The 16,411-nt window shown below is 66.4% G+C and carries 16 protein-coding genes and 1 other RNA gene; 10 read left to right on the top strand and 7 right to left on the bottom strand.

What is annotated here, in order from left to right; all coding sequences use genetic code 11:
• Positions 1–254: 254 nt before the first annotated feature.
• Entirely contained in the window at positions 255–584 is a 330-nt protein-coding gene (locus tag J2Y55_RS21820) for a hypothetical protein (RefSeq protein ID WP_310157946.1), read from the top strand.
• Positions 585–763: 179 nt separating this feature from the next.
• Positions 764–1,957 carry a cupin domain-containing protein gene (locus J2Y55_RS21815; protein WP_310157944.1) on the top strand — a complete coding sequence of 398 codons (1,194 nt, stop codon included), beginning with the start codon at positions 764–766 and terminating at the stop codon, positions 1,955–1,957.
• A gap of 69 nt (positions 1,958–2,026) precedes the next feature.
• On the opposite strand, the gene J2Y55_RS21810 is transcribed toward J2Y55_RS21815, so the two are convergent.
• On the bottom strand, positions 2,027–2,662 hold the full coding sequence (locus J2Y55_RS21810) for a CPBP family intramembrane glutamic endopeptidase (protein ID WP_310157942.1): 636 nt from the start codon (positions 2,660–2,662) through the stop codon (positions 2,027–2,029).
• Between the two features lie 16 nt (positions 2,663–2,678).
• On the bottom strand, positions 2,679–3,473 hold the full coding sequence (locus J2Y55_RS21805; protein ID WP_310157939.1) for a thymidylate synthase: 795 nt from the start codon (positions 3,471–3,473) through the stop codon (positions 2,679–2,681).
• Positions 3,474–3,679: 206 nt separating this feature from the next.
• Here J2Y55_RS21805 and J2Y55_RS21800 point away from each other — a divergent pair, with 206 nt between their 5' ends.
• From J2Y55_RS21800 to J2Y55_RS21770, 7 genes are all read left to right on the top strand, one after another.
• The gene (locus J2Y55_RS21800) at positions 3,680–3,991 is read left to right on the top strand and encodes a PepSY domain-containing protein (protein ID WP_310157937.1); all 312 of its coding nucleotides are present in this window, start codon (positions 3,680–3,682) and stop codon (positions 3,989–3,991) included.
• Between the two features lie 189 nt (positions 3,992–4,180).
• A complete protein-coding gene (locus J2Y55_RS21795) occupies positions 4,181–4,456 on the top strand; it encodes a hypothetical protein (protein WP_310157934.1) in 276 nt (91 codons plus the stop codon).
• Positions 4,457–4,517: 61 nt separating this feature from the next.
• Positions 4,518–4,930, top strand: a transfer-messenger RNA (tmRNA) gene (gene ssrA, locus J2Y55_RS21790).
• A 64-nt stretch (positions 4,931–4,994) separates the two neighbouring features.
• A complete protein-coding gene (locus tag J2Y55_RS21785; RefSeq protein ID WP_310157932.1) occupies positions 4,995–5,636 on the top strand; it encodes an SspB family protein in 642 nt (213 codons plus the stop codon).
• 44 nt (positions 5,637–5,680) lie between these two features.
• Positions 5,681–7,075 (top strand): class II fumarate hydratase, encoded by a 1,395-nt coding sequence (gene fumC, locus J2Y55_RS21780; protein WP_310157930.1) that lies wholly within the window; start codon positions 5,681–5,683, stop codon positions 7,073–7,075.
• 14 nt (positions 7,076–7,089) lie between these two features.
• Positions 7,090–7,281 (top strand): DUF4169 family protein, encoded by a 192-nt coding sequence (locus J2Y55_RS21775; RefSeq protein WP_310157928.1) that lies wholly within the window; start codon positions 7,090–7,092, stop codon positions 7,279–7,281.
• Positions 7,278–7,502, top strand: coding sequence for a ribbon-helix-helix domain-containing protein (locus J2Y55_RS21770; protein ID WP_310157927.1), 225 nt, complete (start codon positions 7,278–7,280; stop codon positions 7,500–7,502). Before J2Y55_RS21775 ends, J2Y55_RS21770 begins: the two co-directional genes overlap by 4 nt.
• Before the next feature lie 111 nt (positions 7,503–7,613).
• On the opposite strand, the gene J2Y55_RS21765 is transcribed toward J2Y55_RS21770, so the two are convergent.
• Both J2Y55_RS21765 and J2Y55_RS21760 read right to left on the bottom strand, forming a co-directional pair.
• Complete coding sequence (locus J2Y55_RS21765) at positions 7,614–11,219, bottom strand: AsmA family protein (RefSeq protein ID WP_310157923.1); 3,606 nt, start codon at positions 11,217–11,219, stop codon at positions 7,614–7,616.
• A 122-nt stretch (positions 11,220–11,341) separates the two neighbouring features.
• Positions 11,342–12,781 carry an FAD-binding oxidoreductase gene (locus J2Y55_RS21760; RefSeq protein ID WP_310157921.1) on the bottom strand — a complete coding sequence of 480 codons (1,440 nt, stop codon included), beginning with the start codon at positions 12,779–12,781 and terminating at the stop codon, positions 11,342–11,344.
• Positions 12,782–13,029: 248 nt separating this feature from the next.
• Between J2Y55_RS21760 and J2Y55_RS21755 the strand changes: the two genes are divergently transcribed.
• A complete protein-coding gene (locus J2Y55_RS21755; RefSeq protein WP_404979001.1) occupies positions 13,030–13,590 on the top strand; it encodes a thioesterase family protein in 561 nt (186 codons plus the stop codon).
• Positions 13,591–13,611: 21 nt separating this feature from the next.
• Here the strand turns inward: J2Y55_RS21755 and J2Y55_RS21750 are convergent, their stop codons facing one another.
• Genes J2Y55_RS21750 through J2Y55_RS21740 form a run of 3 tightly spaced genes read right to left on the bottom strand, consistent with a single transcriptional unit; the run spans position 13,612 to position 16,373 of the window.
• Complete coding sequence (locus tag J2Y55_RS21750) at positions 13,612–14,412, bottom strand: potassium channel family protein (RefSeq protein ID WP_310157918.1); 801 nt, start codon at positions 14,410–14,412, stop codon at positions 13,612–13,614.
• Between the two features lie 45 nt (positions 14,413–14,457).
• Positions 14,458–15,078: a class I SAM-dependent methyltransferase gene (locus tag J2Y55_RS21745; protein ID WP_310158055.1), complete on the bottom strand. Its 621-nt coding sequence runs from the start codon at positions 15,076–15,078 to the stop codon at positions 14,458–14,460.
• 44 nt (positions 15,079–15,122) lie between these two features.
• On the bottom strand, positions 15,123–16,373 hold the full coding sequence (locus tag J2Y55_RS21740; protein WP_310157913.1) for a BtaA family protein: 1,251 nt from the start codon (positions 16,371–16,373) through the stop codon (positions 15,123–15,125).
• Positions 16,374–16,411 lie beyond the last annotated feature (38 nt).

Below are 16,411 nucleotides of genomic sequence, written 5' to 3'. Positions count from 1 at the left end.
CACGTCGGCCATGACGATCGCGCCGGCCATGACCATCACGTCGCGTGAATCCGGCCACTGCCCATCTGATCGGCTTGCATCCCTGTGAGCCGAGGCCGCAAGGGCCTCGCGGCGAATGCCCGCCAAGGCGTCTTTGGCTCGATCAGATCGAGCCCATTCTTCGCTTTCTCTCCGGCACCGGAAATTTGGCAGGCATGGCTTGTCTTGGCATTGGTTTGGATGCTTAATGGACATAGTCGGGACCGCTACGCGAGGTGGCCGAGCCCGACGAGCTGAACCACATGACTGAACGCCGGAGGAGAAAGGTGAGCGATATCTCTGGGGCCAAGCCAGGCCGAAAATCCCAGCATGACTGGACGCTGATCGAGCCGGAGGTCTACCGGCTTCTCGACGAGCGTGGCGACTTCGATTCCAGGAAACGCGGCTGGAACACCCGAACCAGGCTGGAAGAAGCCCTGCTCGATTTCTGCCAGACGCAGCTCGGATTTGAGCCAGGCTCGGCGGCACTGCGTCGGAAGTTGCAGATCTGGCTACCAAACTGGCGCATGAAACGGACTTCGCAACAGATCAGCCCTGCTGAATAACCTGATGAATCAGGTTTTTAGACAGAACCGGCACAATAGATCGAACAACACCAAATTTCGGTAGGAATATATTTCAAGGCAGCACGCGATACACCGCTGAAAATCACGAAAACCAGACAGGACGAGCATCCTAGGCGCCGACAGCACGAATCAAACCTGACCATCGACGAGAGGCATCCATGCTCAATGCAAGCCGGCGTCTTTTCATCAGAGCCTTCGCATTCGGAGCCACGGCCGTCGCTGCCGGCCGCGCCATGGCCGCGCCCGGCGATGGGCATGCGGCCGGCTATGATGTCGCCCCCGCCTCAGACTTCCTGCCCACGATTCCGCGCAAGCCCGGTGACCCCGTGGTCTTCACCGCCTCTCTCGACAAGGCTCCGATCAAGGCGACATCCGGCGGCTGGGCGCGCGAGATCACGACGCGCGGGCTGCCGATCGCGACCGATATCGCCGGAGCGCATCTCTTTCTCAACCCGGGCGGCGCCCGCGAGATGCATTGGCATGACTCAGCCGAGTGGGCCTATATCGTCGACGGATATTGCCAGGTCACCGTCCTGGATCCGGAGGGCGTAAGCGAGGTCGTCAATCTCGCACCGGGCGATCTCTGGTATTTCCCGCAAGGTCACAGCCACGCCATCCAGACGCTCGGCGCAAAGCCCTGCCACGCTATCCTCGCCTTCGATGACGGCCTGTATTCCGAGCATGGCACCTTCGGGATCAGCGATTGGATGAGCCGTTACGATGCGGCCTCGCTCTCGCAGGCCCTGGGCGTATCGGCGAACGCATTCACGACGATTCCGAAGGCCGAGACCTACATCATGCAAGGCGGGGTGCTGGCGCTCGATGGGCCACATGCGCGCATGGCCCGGCCGCTCGCGCGCGATCGCAGCCACCGCTATGCCTTGATGGCCCATAAGCCCAAAGTGGCGACCGCCGGCGGCGAGCTCTACATCGCGTCCGAAAAGGAATTCCCGCTCTCGACGACGCTGACGGGGATGGTGCTGAGGCTCAGGGCCGGAGCGATGCACGAGCCGCATTGGCACCCCGACGCCAATGAATGGCACTACGTCTTGAAGGGGCGCACCCGGGTCACGCTCTTTGGAACCGACAAGCGCGTCGCCACCGCCGAGTTGTCGCCAGGCGAGTGCGCCTATATCCCGCGCAATTGCGGCCACTCGATCAAGAATATCGGCTCCGAGGATGCCGAGATGGTCGGCGTGCTCGACAGCGGAACCTATCGCGAGAACACCCTGACCGATTGGGTCACCAAGGCGCCGCGGCACCTGCTGGCGAACAATCTCGGCATTCCCGAAGCGGCCCTGCCGTCATTCCCACGCCCGAGAACGATCGTGCCGGCGCCGGCGCAAGGGTGAGACCCTGATCATGGCGCCCATCGCGAAGGCCGGGCATTGCCTCCGGACGGGCGGGGCGGATGGTCAAGCTCATGGCAAAAGCCCCGCCACGACGACGGCCGCGTTCATGGAAGCATGAAGGAGGATCGGCAAGCCGACGCCACCCGATTTTTCTCGCGCATAGCCAAGAAAAGCGCCGGCTGGGAAAACCGACGCGACATGCAGAAGACCGTTCTCGATATGCAGCAGGCCGAAAGCCAGTGTCGTCGCCGCGAGCGTGGGAAAAGCAGAGAGCCACTTGCGCAACGCCGTGAACAGCAAACCACGAAACAGCAATTCTTCGACGACGGGCGCGAGCAGGACGGCGTTCGCAAGCCCCAATAGCGACCGCTCCGAGGGCGACATGGCCTTGAGTTCATCAAGCGAACCAAGGATTCCCGAAACAGCCAGCGCCGCCTCGACAAACAGGACCGCAACAAGGGCAGCCAGGAACGCAAGCGGCATACGCCGGTCCCGTGGCCATGAGACGGCAAGCTCCTCGCGCCAGGGCCGGTCGCCGGCGATCCGGCTTAGGACCAGCGTCGCAATCCCGGTCGCCAGGAAGAAGGCTGCCTCGCGGGCGTCAAAGCCAACGACGCGGTCGGTGGATATCGTTGCCAGAAAGACAAATGCCGCCACACCAGCATAACCGGCGGCAACCGCGGCCAGAACCTTGCCAAAAGGCAATGCCGATGATGGCGGATCAGACCGCGATCGGCGCCTTGATGGCCGGATGCGGATCGTAGCCTTCGATGCGCACATCCGCGAAGGTGAAATCCTCAAGCCGCTTCACATCCGGGTTGAGCGTCAGCTTCGGCAAGGCGCGCAGCTCGCGCGTCAATTGCAGCCGGGCCTGGTCGACATGGTTCACATAAAGGTGGGTGTCACCGAAGGAATGAACGAAGTCGCCCACCTCCAGCCCTGTCACCTGCGCCACCATATGCGTCAACAGCGCGTAACTCGCGATGTTGAAGGGCACACCAAGCAGGACATCGGCCGAGCGCTGGTAGAGCTGGCAGGAGAGCTTGCCGTTCAGGACGAAGAACTGGAACAGGCAGTGGCAGGGCGCCAGCGCCATCTTCGGGATGTCGACCGGGTTCCAGGCCGAGATGATCAATCGGCGCGAATCCGGGTTGCGCCGGATCTCGCTGACCAGCCAGGCGATCTGGTCGATCGTCGTGCCGTCGGGCGCAGGCCATGAGCGCCATTGCCTTCCATAGACCGGGCCGAGATCGCCGTTCTCATCGGCCCATTCGTCCCAGATCGTGACGCCGTTTTCCTGCAGGTAGCGCACATTGGTGTCGCCGCGCAGGAACCAGATCAATTCGTGGATGATCGATTTCAGATGCAGCTTCTTGGTCGTGACGAGCGGAAAGCCCTCCGCAAGGTCGAAGCGCATCTGATGCCCGAACACCGCAAAGGTGCCGGTGCCGGTGCGGTCGTCCTTGCGGACGCCTTCGGTCAGGACGCGATTGAGGAGGTCGTGATATTGGCGCATGGCGAATCTCGTGAGGCCAGCCAGTTTAGCCACTTTGTCTCGGACGCGCCGCCCCGTCGTCGCAAGCTATCCCATGCATTCTTGCGGTGTCTGGCTGCAGCCTTCTCCACCCAGCCCTCCCGGCGAACCCGCTTCGCCATCGCTATGCCGGAACAAAGCCATGAAGCCGTGTTTCTCTCCCGCAAAACAGCATTAGGGAGAAAGCAATGCCGCTTTATCGCGCTGCGTCCGCCTGGGCGCTCGCAGGCACGCTGATATTGCAAGCGGGCATCGCCGCGGCCCAACCGGCTGCCCCGAATCAACCCGGTGAGCCGGGTATCTCGATGAGCGAGGCCCGCCGCATCGCCATCGACAACGGCATGGTGCGGATCGAGGAGATCGAGCTCGAGGACTGCCTCTGGCAGCTCAACGGCAGCGATAATACCGGCGCCGACATCGAGATCGATCTGCGCGCCAGCGACGGCAAGGTCGTCAAGATCGAGCGCGACGACCCGCTCTCCGCCGCCGCGCCGCCTTGATCGGCAAGGCCTCCTTGAGCGGATAGGCCTCCTTGAGCGGAATGGCCTCCGCGCGGTGTTCCCGCTCACGAGATCGGGAAACGACGTGAACCATGAACGCCCCAGCCGCCTCCAGACCGGCCACAATTCCAGGGATTTATCCGCCTCGATCAATGGGGCGCCGCCGGAGGCCTGTGTTGGAGGCAGATGATGAATTTCCGTGTCCGGATGACCGGATTGGCGCTGCTGAGCGCGGCTATGATGATCGCGGGGCCAGCTTTGTCCATGACGTCGAATCAGCCCCCTCCGGCCAAGCCGGCGCTGCTCTCCGAGCATGGCGCGCGCCAGATCGCCTGGCATTTCGGCATCACCCATGTCGAGGAGATCGCGCGGTCGGGCGGTCGCTGGGAAATCGCCGGGCGCGACCGTGACGGGAATGAAGCGATGCTCGATATCAGCGCTTATGACGGCCGGATTCTCGACTGAAACGAGGGATTCTCGACTGAAACGAAGGCTTGGGAAATTAAGCCGGCATGGCTCACGTTCCTCTCTTTCCCCGCACGCTTGCAGTCCCTATATTCGCTTTGCCGTTCGCAAGACCGGCTATGGCGATAAACGGACGTCGTAATAAGCTTTTCGGACCCGGGGGCGGTACCCGGCGCCTCCACCACAGCCCTGCGGCGCAAGCTTTGGGGCGGCTTGCGGGATCTTGGACCGCGGGCTCGCCAGGTCACTCAGGTGGCAGGGTTGCGGCGGGGGCGAAATAGGATCGACGAGGGTGTAAAGGCCGTTCTTTTGCTCGGTATGGTTCCGCCGTTATAGGGCTAACGCATAGTTGCCAACGACAACAATGCTCGGGTCGCTGTCGCCGCGTAAGCGGTGCTGGTTCCCAAACCTAAGTCCTTCCGTTTAGCGACGTAAGGCGGGGCTCGGAGGCGCCTGGCAACAGAAGCCTCCACTTTTTTATGCAGGCCTGCCGGCTGTTCCCGCCGGAAGCGCGAAGCGGAAACGGATTCTCGACACGATGGCAAAGGATATTCTTCGCTACGATCTCATGGTGCAGGAGGCACTCAAGGGCGTCGTGCGCAAGATTCTGACCGAGGCCGGCCGCGACGGCCTGCCCGGCGACCATCATTTTTACGTCACCTTCCGTTCCACCGCGCCCGGCGTGCGGCTGTCGCAGCGCCTGCGCGACAAGCATCCTGAGGAAATGACGATCGTCCTCCAGCACCAGTTCTGGGATCTGAACGTCAGCGAACATTCCTTCGAGGTCGGGTTGTCCTTCTCCGGCGTGCCCGAGCGTCTGCTGGTCCCCTTCGACGCGATCACGACATTCTTCGACCCGTCCGTGCAGTTTGGCCTGAAATTCGAGGCGCAGGACGCCGTCGAAGGCGCAGCTGTCGAGGACGATGCGCCAGGTCCGGGCAAGGCGCCGCGCGGCGCCGGCTCCGAGCCGAGCGTCTCCCCGCCCGCCCCCATCGCCCTGCCCGCCAAGGTGACGCCCGCCGGCGTCCCCGCCCTCAAGCTCAAGCCCGCGGAGCGGGATGCCGAACCGGCAGCCAAGACCTCCGGCAAGGCGAGCGCCAAGAAGGCCGAGACGGACGAGGGTGAAGAGGCCGGCAGCGCGCAGGTCGTCAGCCTCGATGCCTTCCGCAAGAAGACCTGACGCACAAGAAGCCCTGACCCACCCGAGAACCTGACGGCGGCCCCATGTCCGAGACCCGCACCGAAACCGATTCCTTCGGGCCGATCGCCGTGCCTGCCGATCGTTACTGGGGTGCTCAGACACAGCGCTCGCTCGAGAATTTCCGCATCGGCGGCGAGCGCGAGCGCATGCCCCTGCCGCTCATCCACGCGCTCGTGCTGGTCAAGAAGGCCGCCGCCCATGTCAATGCGCGCCTCGGCCTGGTCGAGCAGCGTGTCGCGGGCGCGATCGGCCAGGCGGCCGACGAGGCGCTCAGTGGCAAGTTCGACGGGCATTTCCCGCTGGTCGTCTGGCAGACGGGCTCGGGCACGCAGACCAATATGAACGTCAACGAGGTGCTGGCAAACCGCGCCAACGAGCTTCTCGGCGTCGGCCTCGGCGCCAAGAGCCCGGTCCACCCCAATGACCACGTCAATCGCGGCCAATCCTCCAACGACTGCTTCCCCACGGCGATGCATATCGCTGCCGCGCTCGAACTCTCGCGGCTGCTGCTGCCGGCGCTGCGCAACCTCGAAAAGGCGCTGCAGGCCAAGGCCGAAGCCTTCAAGGACCTGATCAAGATCGGCCGCACCCATCTCCAGGATGCGACGCCGGTCACGCTCGGCCAGGAATTCTCAGGCTACGCCGCGCAGATCCATCTCGGCATCGGCCGCATCGAGGCCTCGCTCGGTGGCCTCTACGCGTTGGCGCAGGGTGGCACGGCGGTCGGCACTGGCCTCAACACCCATCACGATTTCGCCGTGCTCTTCGCCAAGGAAGTCACCGCCTTGACCGGCCTGCCCTTCCGCACGGCCGACAACAAGTTCGAAGCCTTGGCGAGCCATGGCGCGCTGACCGCGGCGCATGGCGCGCTCGCGGCGCTCGCGTCGGACCTGTTCAAGATCGGCAACGACATCCGCCTGATGGGCTCCGGTCCGCGCTCGGGGCTTGGCGAGATCAGCCTGCCGGAGAACGAGCCCGGCTCCTCGATCATGCCCGGCAAGGTCAACCCGACCCAAGCCGAGGCGCTGACCATGGTGGCGACGCAAGTCCATGGCAATCAGGCGACGATCGGCTTTGCTGCGAGCCAGGGCCATTTCGAGCTCAACGTATTCAAGCCGGTGATCGCCAGCGCCTTCCTGCAATCGGTCCGGCTGCTGGCGGACGCGGCCGCAAGCTTCCAGGCCCATTGCGTTGAAGGCATCGTCGCCAATGAGGACCGCCTGACGGAGCTGCTTTCGCGCTCGCTGATGCTGGTCACGGCGCTGGCGCCGGCCATCGGCTACGACCAGGCCGCCGGCATCGCCAAGGCCGCCCATCACAACGGCACGACCCTGCGCGAGGAGGCCCTGCGCGCCGGCGTGTCGGGCGAATTGTTCGACGCCACGGTCAAGCCCGAGCTGATGCTCGGGCCCGCCTGAGCACGGAGCGCGCCATGGCCGAGATCATCAATCTCCGCCGCGCCCGCAAGCAGCGCGCCCGGCAGGACGCCGAGGACCAGGCGCAGCAGAACCGCATCGCCTTCGGCCGTAGCAAGGCCGAACGCAGCCTGAGCGAGGCCGAGCGCGACAAGGCCGCCCGGGAACTCGACGGCCACCGGCTCGACGGCGACGCCCCAAAGCAATGAGCCGCGAGCGCAAGCACTCGCTCTCCATCGCCGGCCACCGTACGAGCGTCTCGCTCGAGGATCCGTTCTGGACCGCCCTGAAGGAGATCGCGGCAGCCGAGGGGCGCACGATGGCAGCCCTTATCGGCGAGATCGATTCCCGGCGTGCGGGCAACAACCTCTCTTCGGCGCTGCGCCTGCATGTGCTCGCACATTACCGCCGGCTCGCCTCCGGGGCGTGAGCGCCGTGACAAGCAAAAGTGGCGTAATCCCCGCAACTTGCAGCGCCATATTGAATCAAGCCGCCAACGACTTGAATCATTCTGCCAAGAACTTGCTGCGAAGAACTTGAATCAGTTTGGCTGGACGCTGCGCGAAAGCGGCCGCGGCACGGATTCAATCGCCATCGGAGGCGGCAGGGGCGGCACTGCGCCGCCCGGCCTCGCCGGCTGAAGATCGGGCTCCGGAAAATTGGCGCGCGGCGCACCTGGCAGCACCAGCGGGCCGGGCTGTTGCGGTTGCGGTTGAGCCGCCCCGCGAGCCGCCGCCGCTCGGGCGCGCTCCTCCGCCTCGGACCGGCCGCGCGCCTCCTGCTCCTGCCGGGCCTGTTCGGCGCGCTTGCTGTCCTCGGCCTTCTTCTCTTCGGCGATGCGACGCAGCTCCTCCAAGCGCTTTGCCTCCTCCGCCCGCTTCTCCTCGGCGAGCCTGCGCTCTTCCTCGGCTTTGATGAACTCGGCGAGCTTGCGCTCATTCTCGCGCATCTCGCGCTCCGCCCGGAGCCGCCGCGAGTTCGCCGCCCTCTCGCGCGCATCGGCCTCGAAGGCCTCGACGCGCTCGATCTCGCGCGCCAGGGCACGGGCGGCGACCGCATTGGACAGCGCCCCGACATCGGTCTCGCGCTGTGGCGCCGAGAGCGGCCCGCGCCAGGCAACGCCGATCTGCGGCGCGTCGGTCGGCCAGCCCTTCGGCAAGCCTCCAAGCGGCCGCAGGCCCAAGCGCAGATCGGCAGTCAGGGCGCGCAGGTCGATGAGGCCGGTCGTCTCCGCGCGCAAGCCGCTGCGCTCGAAGTTGAAGGGCTGCAGCCGAGCGAGCCCACCGGCCAGCGTGAAAGGCAAGGTCACGTCCCCGAGCGCCCAGGCGCCACCGTCGAGCGCCTCGCCGAGACGGCCCTGCAGCCGCGCCGTCTCGCTCTCGGAGGCGTCCTCGCCCGTTCCGGCAATGACGCGCGAATAGGCTGCCGGGTCGAAGCGCGACAGGCTGGCGCCGGTCAACGTCACGGAGCCGGCTCCTCCGAGCCCGGCGATCAACCGCGCCGGGCTTTCGCCGGAGCCGCCGGCCTCGACCTGGCCGGACAGCTTGCCGCCGAGCGCGCCATTTGTCAGCGCCGCGAGATTAAGCTGCGTCACTCCGACACGTCCCGAAAGCTGCGCCAGCCCGCCCTCGCGGCGCAACGCGACGCGGCCCGATAGGGTGCCGCCGCCATAGGCTCCCGTCAGATCCTCGATGCTCGCCCCGTCACGGTCGGCCTGGAGCGTGAAGCGGGCGTCGCGCAGCGTGACGTCGTCGCTTGCGATGAGCGAGGCGGCCTCGATCGCGAGCTTGAGATCGCCAAGCCCGACGACAGGTCCAAAACGGGCGGTCGACCAGGTCGAGCCAGGCGCAGCCGGGCTTGCACCGAGCGCGCCGCCGAGCAGCGCACGCAGGTCCAGGCCCGGCAGCGACAGCCGGCCCGACAACCCGCCATCGCGCGCCAGGACGACAGCCCCCTTCGCGCTGACGCCGCCGAGATTGGCGACGAGATCGTCGAGCATGACGCCATCGGGGTTGAAGCCGACGCGGCCGCTCGCATCGAACAGCCCGTCCGGCATCAATCGCGCCGGCCCTTCGGGCAGGATCTGGCCGGGACGATCGGCCTGCAGGCTCAACCGCGCGGAATTGTTCCCCTCGCCTTCCAGCGCCAGCGAAAGGCCGGGCCCCGCGAGCGAACCCATCAAGCGGCCGGGCAGCTGCTCCAGGGTGAAACGGCCGGAACCGCCGAGCTGCGGTGCGGGCAAACCCAGCGCCGCAAAGACCTGGCGCCGATCGCTCATGTCGAAGCGCAAACCGGCATTGCGCCATGCACCGGAAGGGTCTAGCCGGCCATTGAGCGCAAGCGTGCCGGCCTGCGCCGTGCCTTCAGCCGCAACCCCGGTCTCGCCTCCGACTGAGCGTGTCAGGCGAAAGCTCGCATCCAGCCGGGAGAGCGCGTCGCCTGCGCGCGCCAGCGCCTGTCGGGTCAGTTCCGGCAGCAACGGACCAGCCAGCGCGGCCAATGTCTCGAAGCGCGGAGCGCGGATGCGGCCGGAGATCTCGCCGCCCTCGGCCAGCAACGCGCCCGAGCCCGTGACCGCGACGCCGCCGAAGCCCTCGATCGCGAGCCGGCTGAGCCGCCAGACCGCGCCCTCGCGGCGAAGATCGAGGCTGGCCGAGCCTGCAGGCGCATTGCGGAAGCGGGCATTGGTCAAGGCGAGATCGAGCGCGAGATCGCGCCCGCCGACGAGCCCCGCCAAACTCTCGGCCGGAGGCAGCATGTTGAGGTCGAGACCATTGAGCGCGAGCTTCGCCGCCAGGCGCTCGGCCACGATATCGCCGGAGCCCTCCAGCCTGAGGCCCGACGAGCCCGTCACCAATAGCCTCTCGAAGGCGGCCCGCCCGCCATCCCAGGCGCCCACCGCCTCCGCGTCGATCTGGCCCAGCCCCGCGACCAGGTCGGCCAAGGCCGGGTCGAGCCCGGCCCGTGCGAGCACGAGCGCAACACGGCGGGAATCCTCGGCCTTGAGGTTGAGGCGGCCGGCGATACCCTTCGCATCCGCCGCCCCGGTCGCCCCGACCAGCGCACCCGCGACCCGGACGGAGGCAGCAGCGCTGCTCAAGCCACCTTCGTCGAGCCGCCCACGCAGCCCGAAAGCCGAGAAATCCTCGCCGCGCCAGATCAGCTGGTCGAGGTCGAGGCTGATGTCGAACGGGCCGGGCAGCGCGTGGAGCGAGTGCTCGAAGCCGGCGCGTTCGGAGAGCGCCTTCGTCAGCGCATCGAGATCGAGCCGGCGTGCCCGGAGCGCCAGCGAACCTGTCCCGCCCGCTGGCAGAAACTGGCCCTCGCCTTCGAGCCGCGCCGCGCCGCCGCCAATGTCGAGCACCAGGCCGGCGAGGTCGAGCTGCTTGCTGCCGCCGCTGACGCGTCCGGCCAGGCTGAGCGCGCCGCCAGGCGACAGCGTAAAGGCTCCCTCCAGCCCGGCGTTGACGCCGTCCTGAACGGCCGGCAGCAGGAAATTGCCGTCGAAGCCGATCTGGATGGCGTCGCCCGTGATCGAGGCCTTGGCGCGCAACCGGCCATCGGGCTCGATCGCGCCAGTGGTGATGCGCAGCGACGAACCCGCGACTTCGCCCTCGATCCGCCAGGGCCCGCCGAGACTGACGGCGGAGACTTCGGCCGCGACGGGCATCAGCGTCACCGGCGCCTTGCCGGCATCGCGCCAGATCAACGCCGAGCGCCGGATGCTGAGCCTGTCGAGGCTGGTATGCGCCGGCAGGCCACCGCCAACGCTTGCCGGGAGACGGATAGCTCCCGCCTCGTCGACGACGATGGAGAGCGTCGCGCCTTCGGCCTGCGCGTCGGCGAAGCGGAATTCGCCGCGCGCCAGGGCCGACAGCGCCAGCTCGACGGTCAACTGCTCGACGGCGACCGAGCTCGCCGCCTCCGCCGCGCCGCCGACCCGGACATCGCTCAAGCTCAGGCGCGGCGACGGCAACAGGCGCAAGCCGATGCCGCCGGCGACGCGCGTCTCGACGCCGAGCACAGAGCTGAGCCGCGCCTCGATCTGCGGCCGGTAGCCTCGCCAGTCGACGAAGCCCGGTCCGATCAAGGCGGCAAGCAGCGCCAGCACGAGCAGGCCGGCCAGGACTGTCAGAGTCTCACGCAACGGCGGGCTGTGTCCTCGTCGTTTCGGGTCCAGGCATGTCAGGCCTTGCGATCATGCCGCCACGTCGCGGCAAGATCACGACATTTCGTTCCCGGGCAGCAGGCCTGCACGGCCACGGCGTCTCACAGCGCGATGATCTTGCCCGGGTTGAGGATGTTCTGCGGGTCGAGCGAGCGCTTCAGCGTCCGCATCACCGCAAGCGCCGGCGCGCCATGCTCGGCCTCGAGATATTTGATCTTCTTCTGGCCGACGCCATGCTCGCCGGTGCAGGTGCCGCCCATGGCGAGCGCGCGCTTGACCAGGCGGTCGATGAAGCCTTGGCTACGAGCGACCTCGTCGGGATCGTTCAGATCGACGATCGGCTGAGTGTGGAAATTGCCGTCGCCGACATGGCCGGCGATCGGCGCGATCAGGCCCATGGCGTCGATGTCGCGCTTCGTCTCCTCGACGCATTCAGCCAGTCGCGAGATCGGCACGCAGACATCGGTGGCAACGGAATCGAAGCCCGGCCGCAACGCCTTGGCAGCCCAATAGGCATCGTGCCGCGCCTGCCAGAGTTTCGAGCGGTCCTCGGCCTTGGTCGCCCAGTCGAACGGGCCGCCGCCATATTCGGCCGCGATCTCGCCGAAACGCTCAGCCTGCTCCTTCACGCCGGCTTCCGAACCGTGGAACTCGACGAAGAGCATGGTGGTTTCGGGCAGGCCGAGCTTGGAGTGCAGGTTGACGCCGCGGATCATCACATCGTCGAGCAATTCGATGCGCGCCACCGGCAGGCCGGACTGGATCGTGACGATGGTCGCGTCGCAAGCCGCCTTGACCGAGGGAAACGGGCAGACGCCGGCCGAGATCGCCTCGGGAATGCCGTGCAGCTTCAGCGTGACCTCGGTGATGATGCCGAGCGTGCCTTCGGAACCGACGAGCAGGCGGGTGAGGTCGTAGCCGGCCGAGGTTTTCCGCGCCCGCGTCGAGGTCTTCACGATCGAGCCGTCGGCCATCACAGCGGTCAGCGCCAGGACATTGTCCTTCATCGTGCCGTAGCGCACGGCATTGGTGCCCGAGGCGCGCGTCGCCGCCATGCCGCCGATCGAGGCGTCGGCGCCGGGGTCGATCGGGAAGAACAGGCCCTGATCACGCAGGTTCTCGTTCAATTCCTTGCGGGTCACGCCGGCCTCGACCACGCAGTCGAGATCCTCGCCATGGACGGCGATGATCCGCTTCATCTGGCTCATATCGATGCAGACGCCGCCAAAGGGCGCGTTGACATGGCCTTCCAGCGAGGTGCCGGTGCCAAACGCGATGACGGGCACGCCATGGGCGCCGCAGAGCTTGACGATCTCGGCCACCTCGTCCGTGCTCTGCGGGAACATGACGGCATCGGGCGGCTGGTTCGGGATCCAGGTCAACGTATGACCATGCTGCTGGCGCACGGCCAGGCTGGTGACGAGCCGGTTGCCGAAAGAGGCCGCCAGAGCGCGCGTCACGGCCGCGATGGCCTCGGGCGAAGGCGGCAGCGTTGCGGCTGAAGCGGGGGCGTCATGAAGGGCAGCGGCGGGCAAGCTCATTGTCAACATCCGGTTCTAGCGCTTAGACTTGGAACTATTCGGTTTCGCAGATGGTCACGATCTCGACACCAGCATGGCGAAGAATGCTCTCTTGCCCCACCGCCGGGCTGACGGCAAACAGGATTGGTGCATAGTAGACCATGCCGACACGGAATGGGCAGCCGCAATGACGCGGTTGCGGAGTGATCATCATCTACGTGTCGCAGACGGGCTGCCCCGTCGGTGTGGCGTTGAGTAGGGAGGCGACCGTGAAAGACGATATCCGCGCTCCCGCGCTGTTCTTCGCACCCTTCGTCTCGTCGGCCATGCGGGTCGAGCCGCAATGGATCGACTATAACGGCCATCTCAACATGGCCTATTATCATGTGCTGTTCGACAGGGCTGTCGACGAGGTGTTCTCGCTCGTCGGGCTGAACCAGAACTATCTCGAGACGCGCCACGCCTCCTGCTTCACGGCCGAATGCCATGTCCTCTACAAGCGCGAACTGACTGAGGGCGACCAGGTCCGCGTCACGGCGCAACTCATCGCCTTCGACGACAAGCGGCTGCACTACTATCTCGAAATGCGCCACGCCCATGAAGGCTGGCTCGCCGCCACCAGCGAGAACCTCTCGCTCCATGTCGACATGGCGAGCCGCAAGGTCACGCCCTTCCCGCCCGACATCCTGGCAAATCTCGCGCTGATGAAGGCCTCCCACAGCATGATGCCGCTGCCCGCCACAATCGGCCGGATCATCGGCATGCCCAAGCGCACCGCGATCACTGTCGAGGGCATGACCGGCGAACGCGAGACCGAAACCCGGCATTGAGCCCGCGCCCGGCGCGCGGCATCAGTCGTCGCGGTCTGGAATCTTGAGCTTGTGGCCGCAAGCCTTGCAATGCACGGCATCGGGATCATGGCGCTGCAATGCGCATTCCGGGCAGGAAAACGTGACCTTGTCCGGCCGGACCACGGCTTGCGCCAGGCGCACGAACAGCGAGATGCCGACGATCATGACGCAGATCGAGGTCAGCTTCCCGGCCATGCCCGGCAGGATGACATCGCCGAAACCCGTGGTGGTAACGGTCGCGACAGTGAAATACAGCGCCTCAACATAGCCCGCGAGCCCCGCCGCGCTACGAAAGAAGAAGGTGTAGACGAAGCCCGTCACCACGAAGAGGAAGGTCGTCAGGTTGATCAGCGCCCGAGCGACATCCTCCCAGCTGCGGTAGCGTGTGGCGCGCAACTGCTCCCAGACCAGCCCGCGCTGGGAGAAAGACCACAGCCTCAAGATTCGCAGGAAGCCGAAATTTTCGAGCCATTGCGGCGCCAGCAGCGTCGCCAGGATGAACAGATCGAGCACCATGCTGGGCTGGCGCAGAAGCCGCAGAGCACTGGACGCGGCCAGCAGCCGCGCCGTGATCTCGACCGCGACGATGGCGGCGATCGCATAGTCGATCCAGAGAAAAACCGGTCTGTCGCGGATCAGGGGCGTCGCGATGAAGAAGGCGACGATCAGCAGATCGACGACGATGATCGCGAACTGGAAGCGCACCGCCACCGGAGAGCGCCCGTGATAGAGTTGGCGCAGACGGCCGCACAGGCGATCGAGCCCGCCCTGACTGTGCATCTCGGAGAGCTTCTGATCCATTGCCACGCCATATACCACGCCGGCAGGTGGACCACAGCATGCAGCTCAATGAGCGGCGCGTTCGACCACGGCCTTGATCGCATAACCGCGAAAGAGCGGAATGGTCCGCCCCTGAAATCCCTCTGCCTCCGCCAGGGCGGCGATGACGGCCGGCATGTCGCGGCGCGGCGTGACATGAAACAGCGCCAGCCAGCGATTGAGCAGCGCCCTGAACGGCGCTGGAAGCCCAGACTGGTCACCGAAATCGACGATATGCAGCGCCCCGCCCGATGAAAGCCGCTGCAGCGCCGCTTCGATGACCTCCCTCCAGGGCGGGATCATCGAGAGCGCATAGGAGATCACGATCCGGTCAAAACCCGCCTGCCCGAACAAGGCCTGCGCGTCGAACGCCGTCGCATCCGCCTGCGCCAGATGGATGCGCTCGGAGAGCCCTGCCCGCGCCACGGCCTGCCGCGCCGTCGCCAGCATCTCGGAGGAGACATCGAGCCCGTAACAGGGCCGACCGGGATAGGCCTGCGCGATCTTGATCAGGTTGCGCCCGGTGCCGCAGCCGACTTCCAGGATGCTGCCGCCTGCGGGCGGCGCCAGCCCGGCGATGAGCTCGTCGCGGCCGAGCAGATAGAATTTCCGGCTGGCATCGTAGATATGGCGCTGATGCCGATACATCGCGTCCATCAGCCCGGCCGCCTCGCCGCGCGGCAGGTCGAGGCTCACGCGGCGCGCTCCGGCAGAACATAGAGGTGGAACGCGCCATAGATCGAGGAGCGGTCCTGCGCGCCGAGCTCACGGCTGCGCGCCTCCTGATAGTGCCAGTGCCCGAGGATAGCCTCCGGCACGCGGCCCGGCAGCAGGCGTTCATCGGCGGCCGTGCGGAAGATCACCCGTGCGCCAGGCTTCGCCGTACGCGTGATCTGGGACCAGAGCGCGGTGAGATCGGCGTCGTTCATCCAGTCCTGGGCGTCGAGCAGCACATAGGCGTCACAGCTCTCGGCCGGCTGGCGCTCCAGGAAGGCGGTGATCGCGCTCTGGTGATAGGCGACGCGGTCCGCCCGCGCCTTCACGGCGGCGAAATTCCCGCGCTGCAGATAAGGCGGCAGGGCCGCATCCGGCCCGGGCTCATAGCCGCGCCCGAAGGCCTGGCGGGCGAAGTAGTTGGTCTTGAGATCGAAGCTGCAGGCGAGCCGCTCCAGCCGGTGGCGCAGCACGCTGCGAATGCCGTCATCGCCATCGGCCGCAAGCGCCTTGTATTGCGCAGGCGGGATGCCGAGCCCGTAGAGCGAGGCCGGCTGGCGCACCAGCCAGCGTACCAGCCGCTTGTCGAAGACCGGCGCGAGATGCCTGTCGAACAGCACGCGCTGCTCGTCCATGCTGCGCGCCTTGAGCATCACGCGCGGATCGCAGCCGAGCGTGCGGCCCAGCAGATGGCCCGCCCCGATGAAGCGGCCGAGCAGGCCGTAGCGATAGAAATTGCGCGCGAAGAGATTGATCCGGCGCCGTCCGTTCAGGCCGCGCCCCTCCCAATAGGCGCGCGAGACCGGATCAAGATGCGGCGCGATCTCGCTGTCGTAGAACGCGACATTGCTGCGCGACTGCGCCTGCCCGAAGAAGCGCAGCACCTCGTCATGGCCCTGCATCCGCGCGAAGGCCGCGAGCTTGAGCTTGCCGAGCGCGATATGGGCGCCGTTGAGATCGATCGCGCTGATCCGGCCGGGGTCGTCGGCGAGATAGGACAGGATGTTGCAGGAGCCCGAGGCGATGGCGACGACATGGTCGCTGGGCTTGAGCTGCAGTGCCGCCATGTCGACGACCGGGTCTTCCCAGATCTGCGGATAGACCAGGCCGGAAAAGGCGAGCGTGAACATGCGCTCGAGCACGCCCGCCTTTGAAAGCGGCTTGTTGCGATGGACCGCCGAGGTCAGCCCCGATGCCGTCTCCCGCCGAACCGCGCGCGCCGTCTGCATCGTCTGAAGCCCCTTGGTCGGCCCATGGTGATGGCGAG

This window comes from Allobosea sp. BE125, from assembly GCF_031456075.1.
Taxonomy (GTDB): Bacteria; Pseudomonadota; Alphaproteobacteria; order Rhizobiales; family Beijerinckiaceae; genus Allobosea.
The sequence above is the reverse complement of the archived record's forward strand: the minus strand, read 5'-3'. Positions and strand labels throughout refer to the sequence as shown.

Coding starts and splice junctions, on each gene's coding strand:
- J2Y55_RS21815 (WP_310157944.1), top strand. CDS start 764: ATGCTCAATGCAAGCCGGCGTCTTTTCATCAGAGCCTTCGCATTCGGA.
- J2Y55_RS21805 (WP_310157939.1), bottom strand. CDS start 3,473: ATGCGCCAATATCACGACCTCCTCAATCGCGTCCTGACCGAAGGCGTC.
- J2Y55_RS21800 (WP_310157937.1), top strand. CDS start 3,680: ATGCCGCTTTATCGCGCTGCGTCCGCCTGGGCGCTCGCAGGCACGCTG.
- J2Y55_RS21795 (WP_310157934.1), top strand. CDS start 4,181: ATGAATTTCCGTGTCCGGATGACCGGATTGGCGCTGCTGAGCGCGGCT.
- J2Y55_RS21785 (WP_310157932.1), top strand. CDS start 4,995: ATGGCAAAGGATATTCTTCGCTACGATCTCATGGTGCAGGAGGCACTC.
- fumC (WP_310157930.1), top strand. CDS start 5,681: ATGTCCGAGACCCGCACCGAAACCGATTCCTTCGGGCCGATCGCCGTG.
- J2Y55_RS21775 (WP_310157928.1), top strand. CDS start 7,090: ATGGCCGAGATCATCAATCTCCGCCGCGCCCGCAAGCAGCGCGCCCGG.
- J2Y55_RS21770 (WP_310157927.1), top strand. CDS start 7,278: ATGAGCCGCGAGCGCAAGCACTCGCTCTCCATCGCCGGCCACCGTACG.
- J2Y55_RS21760 (WP_310157921.1), bottom strand. CDS start 12,781: ATGAGCTTGCCCGCCGCTGCCCTTCATGACGCCCCCGCTTCAGCCGCA.
- J2Y55_RS21750 (WP_310157918.1), bottom strand. CDS start 14,412: ATGGATCAGAAGCTCTCCGAGATGCACAGTCAGGGCGGGCTCGATCGC.
- J2Y55_RS21745 (WP_310158055.1), bottom strand. CDS start 15,078: ATGTATCGGCATCAGCGCCATATCTACGATGCCAGCCGGAAATTCTAT.
- J2Y55_RS21740 (WP_310157913.1), bottom strand. CDS start 16,373: ATGCAGACGGCGCGCGCGGTTCGGCGGGAGACGGCATCGGGGCTGACC.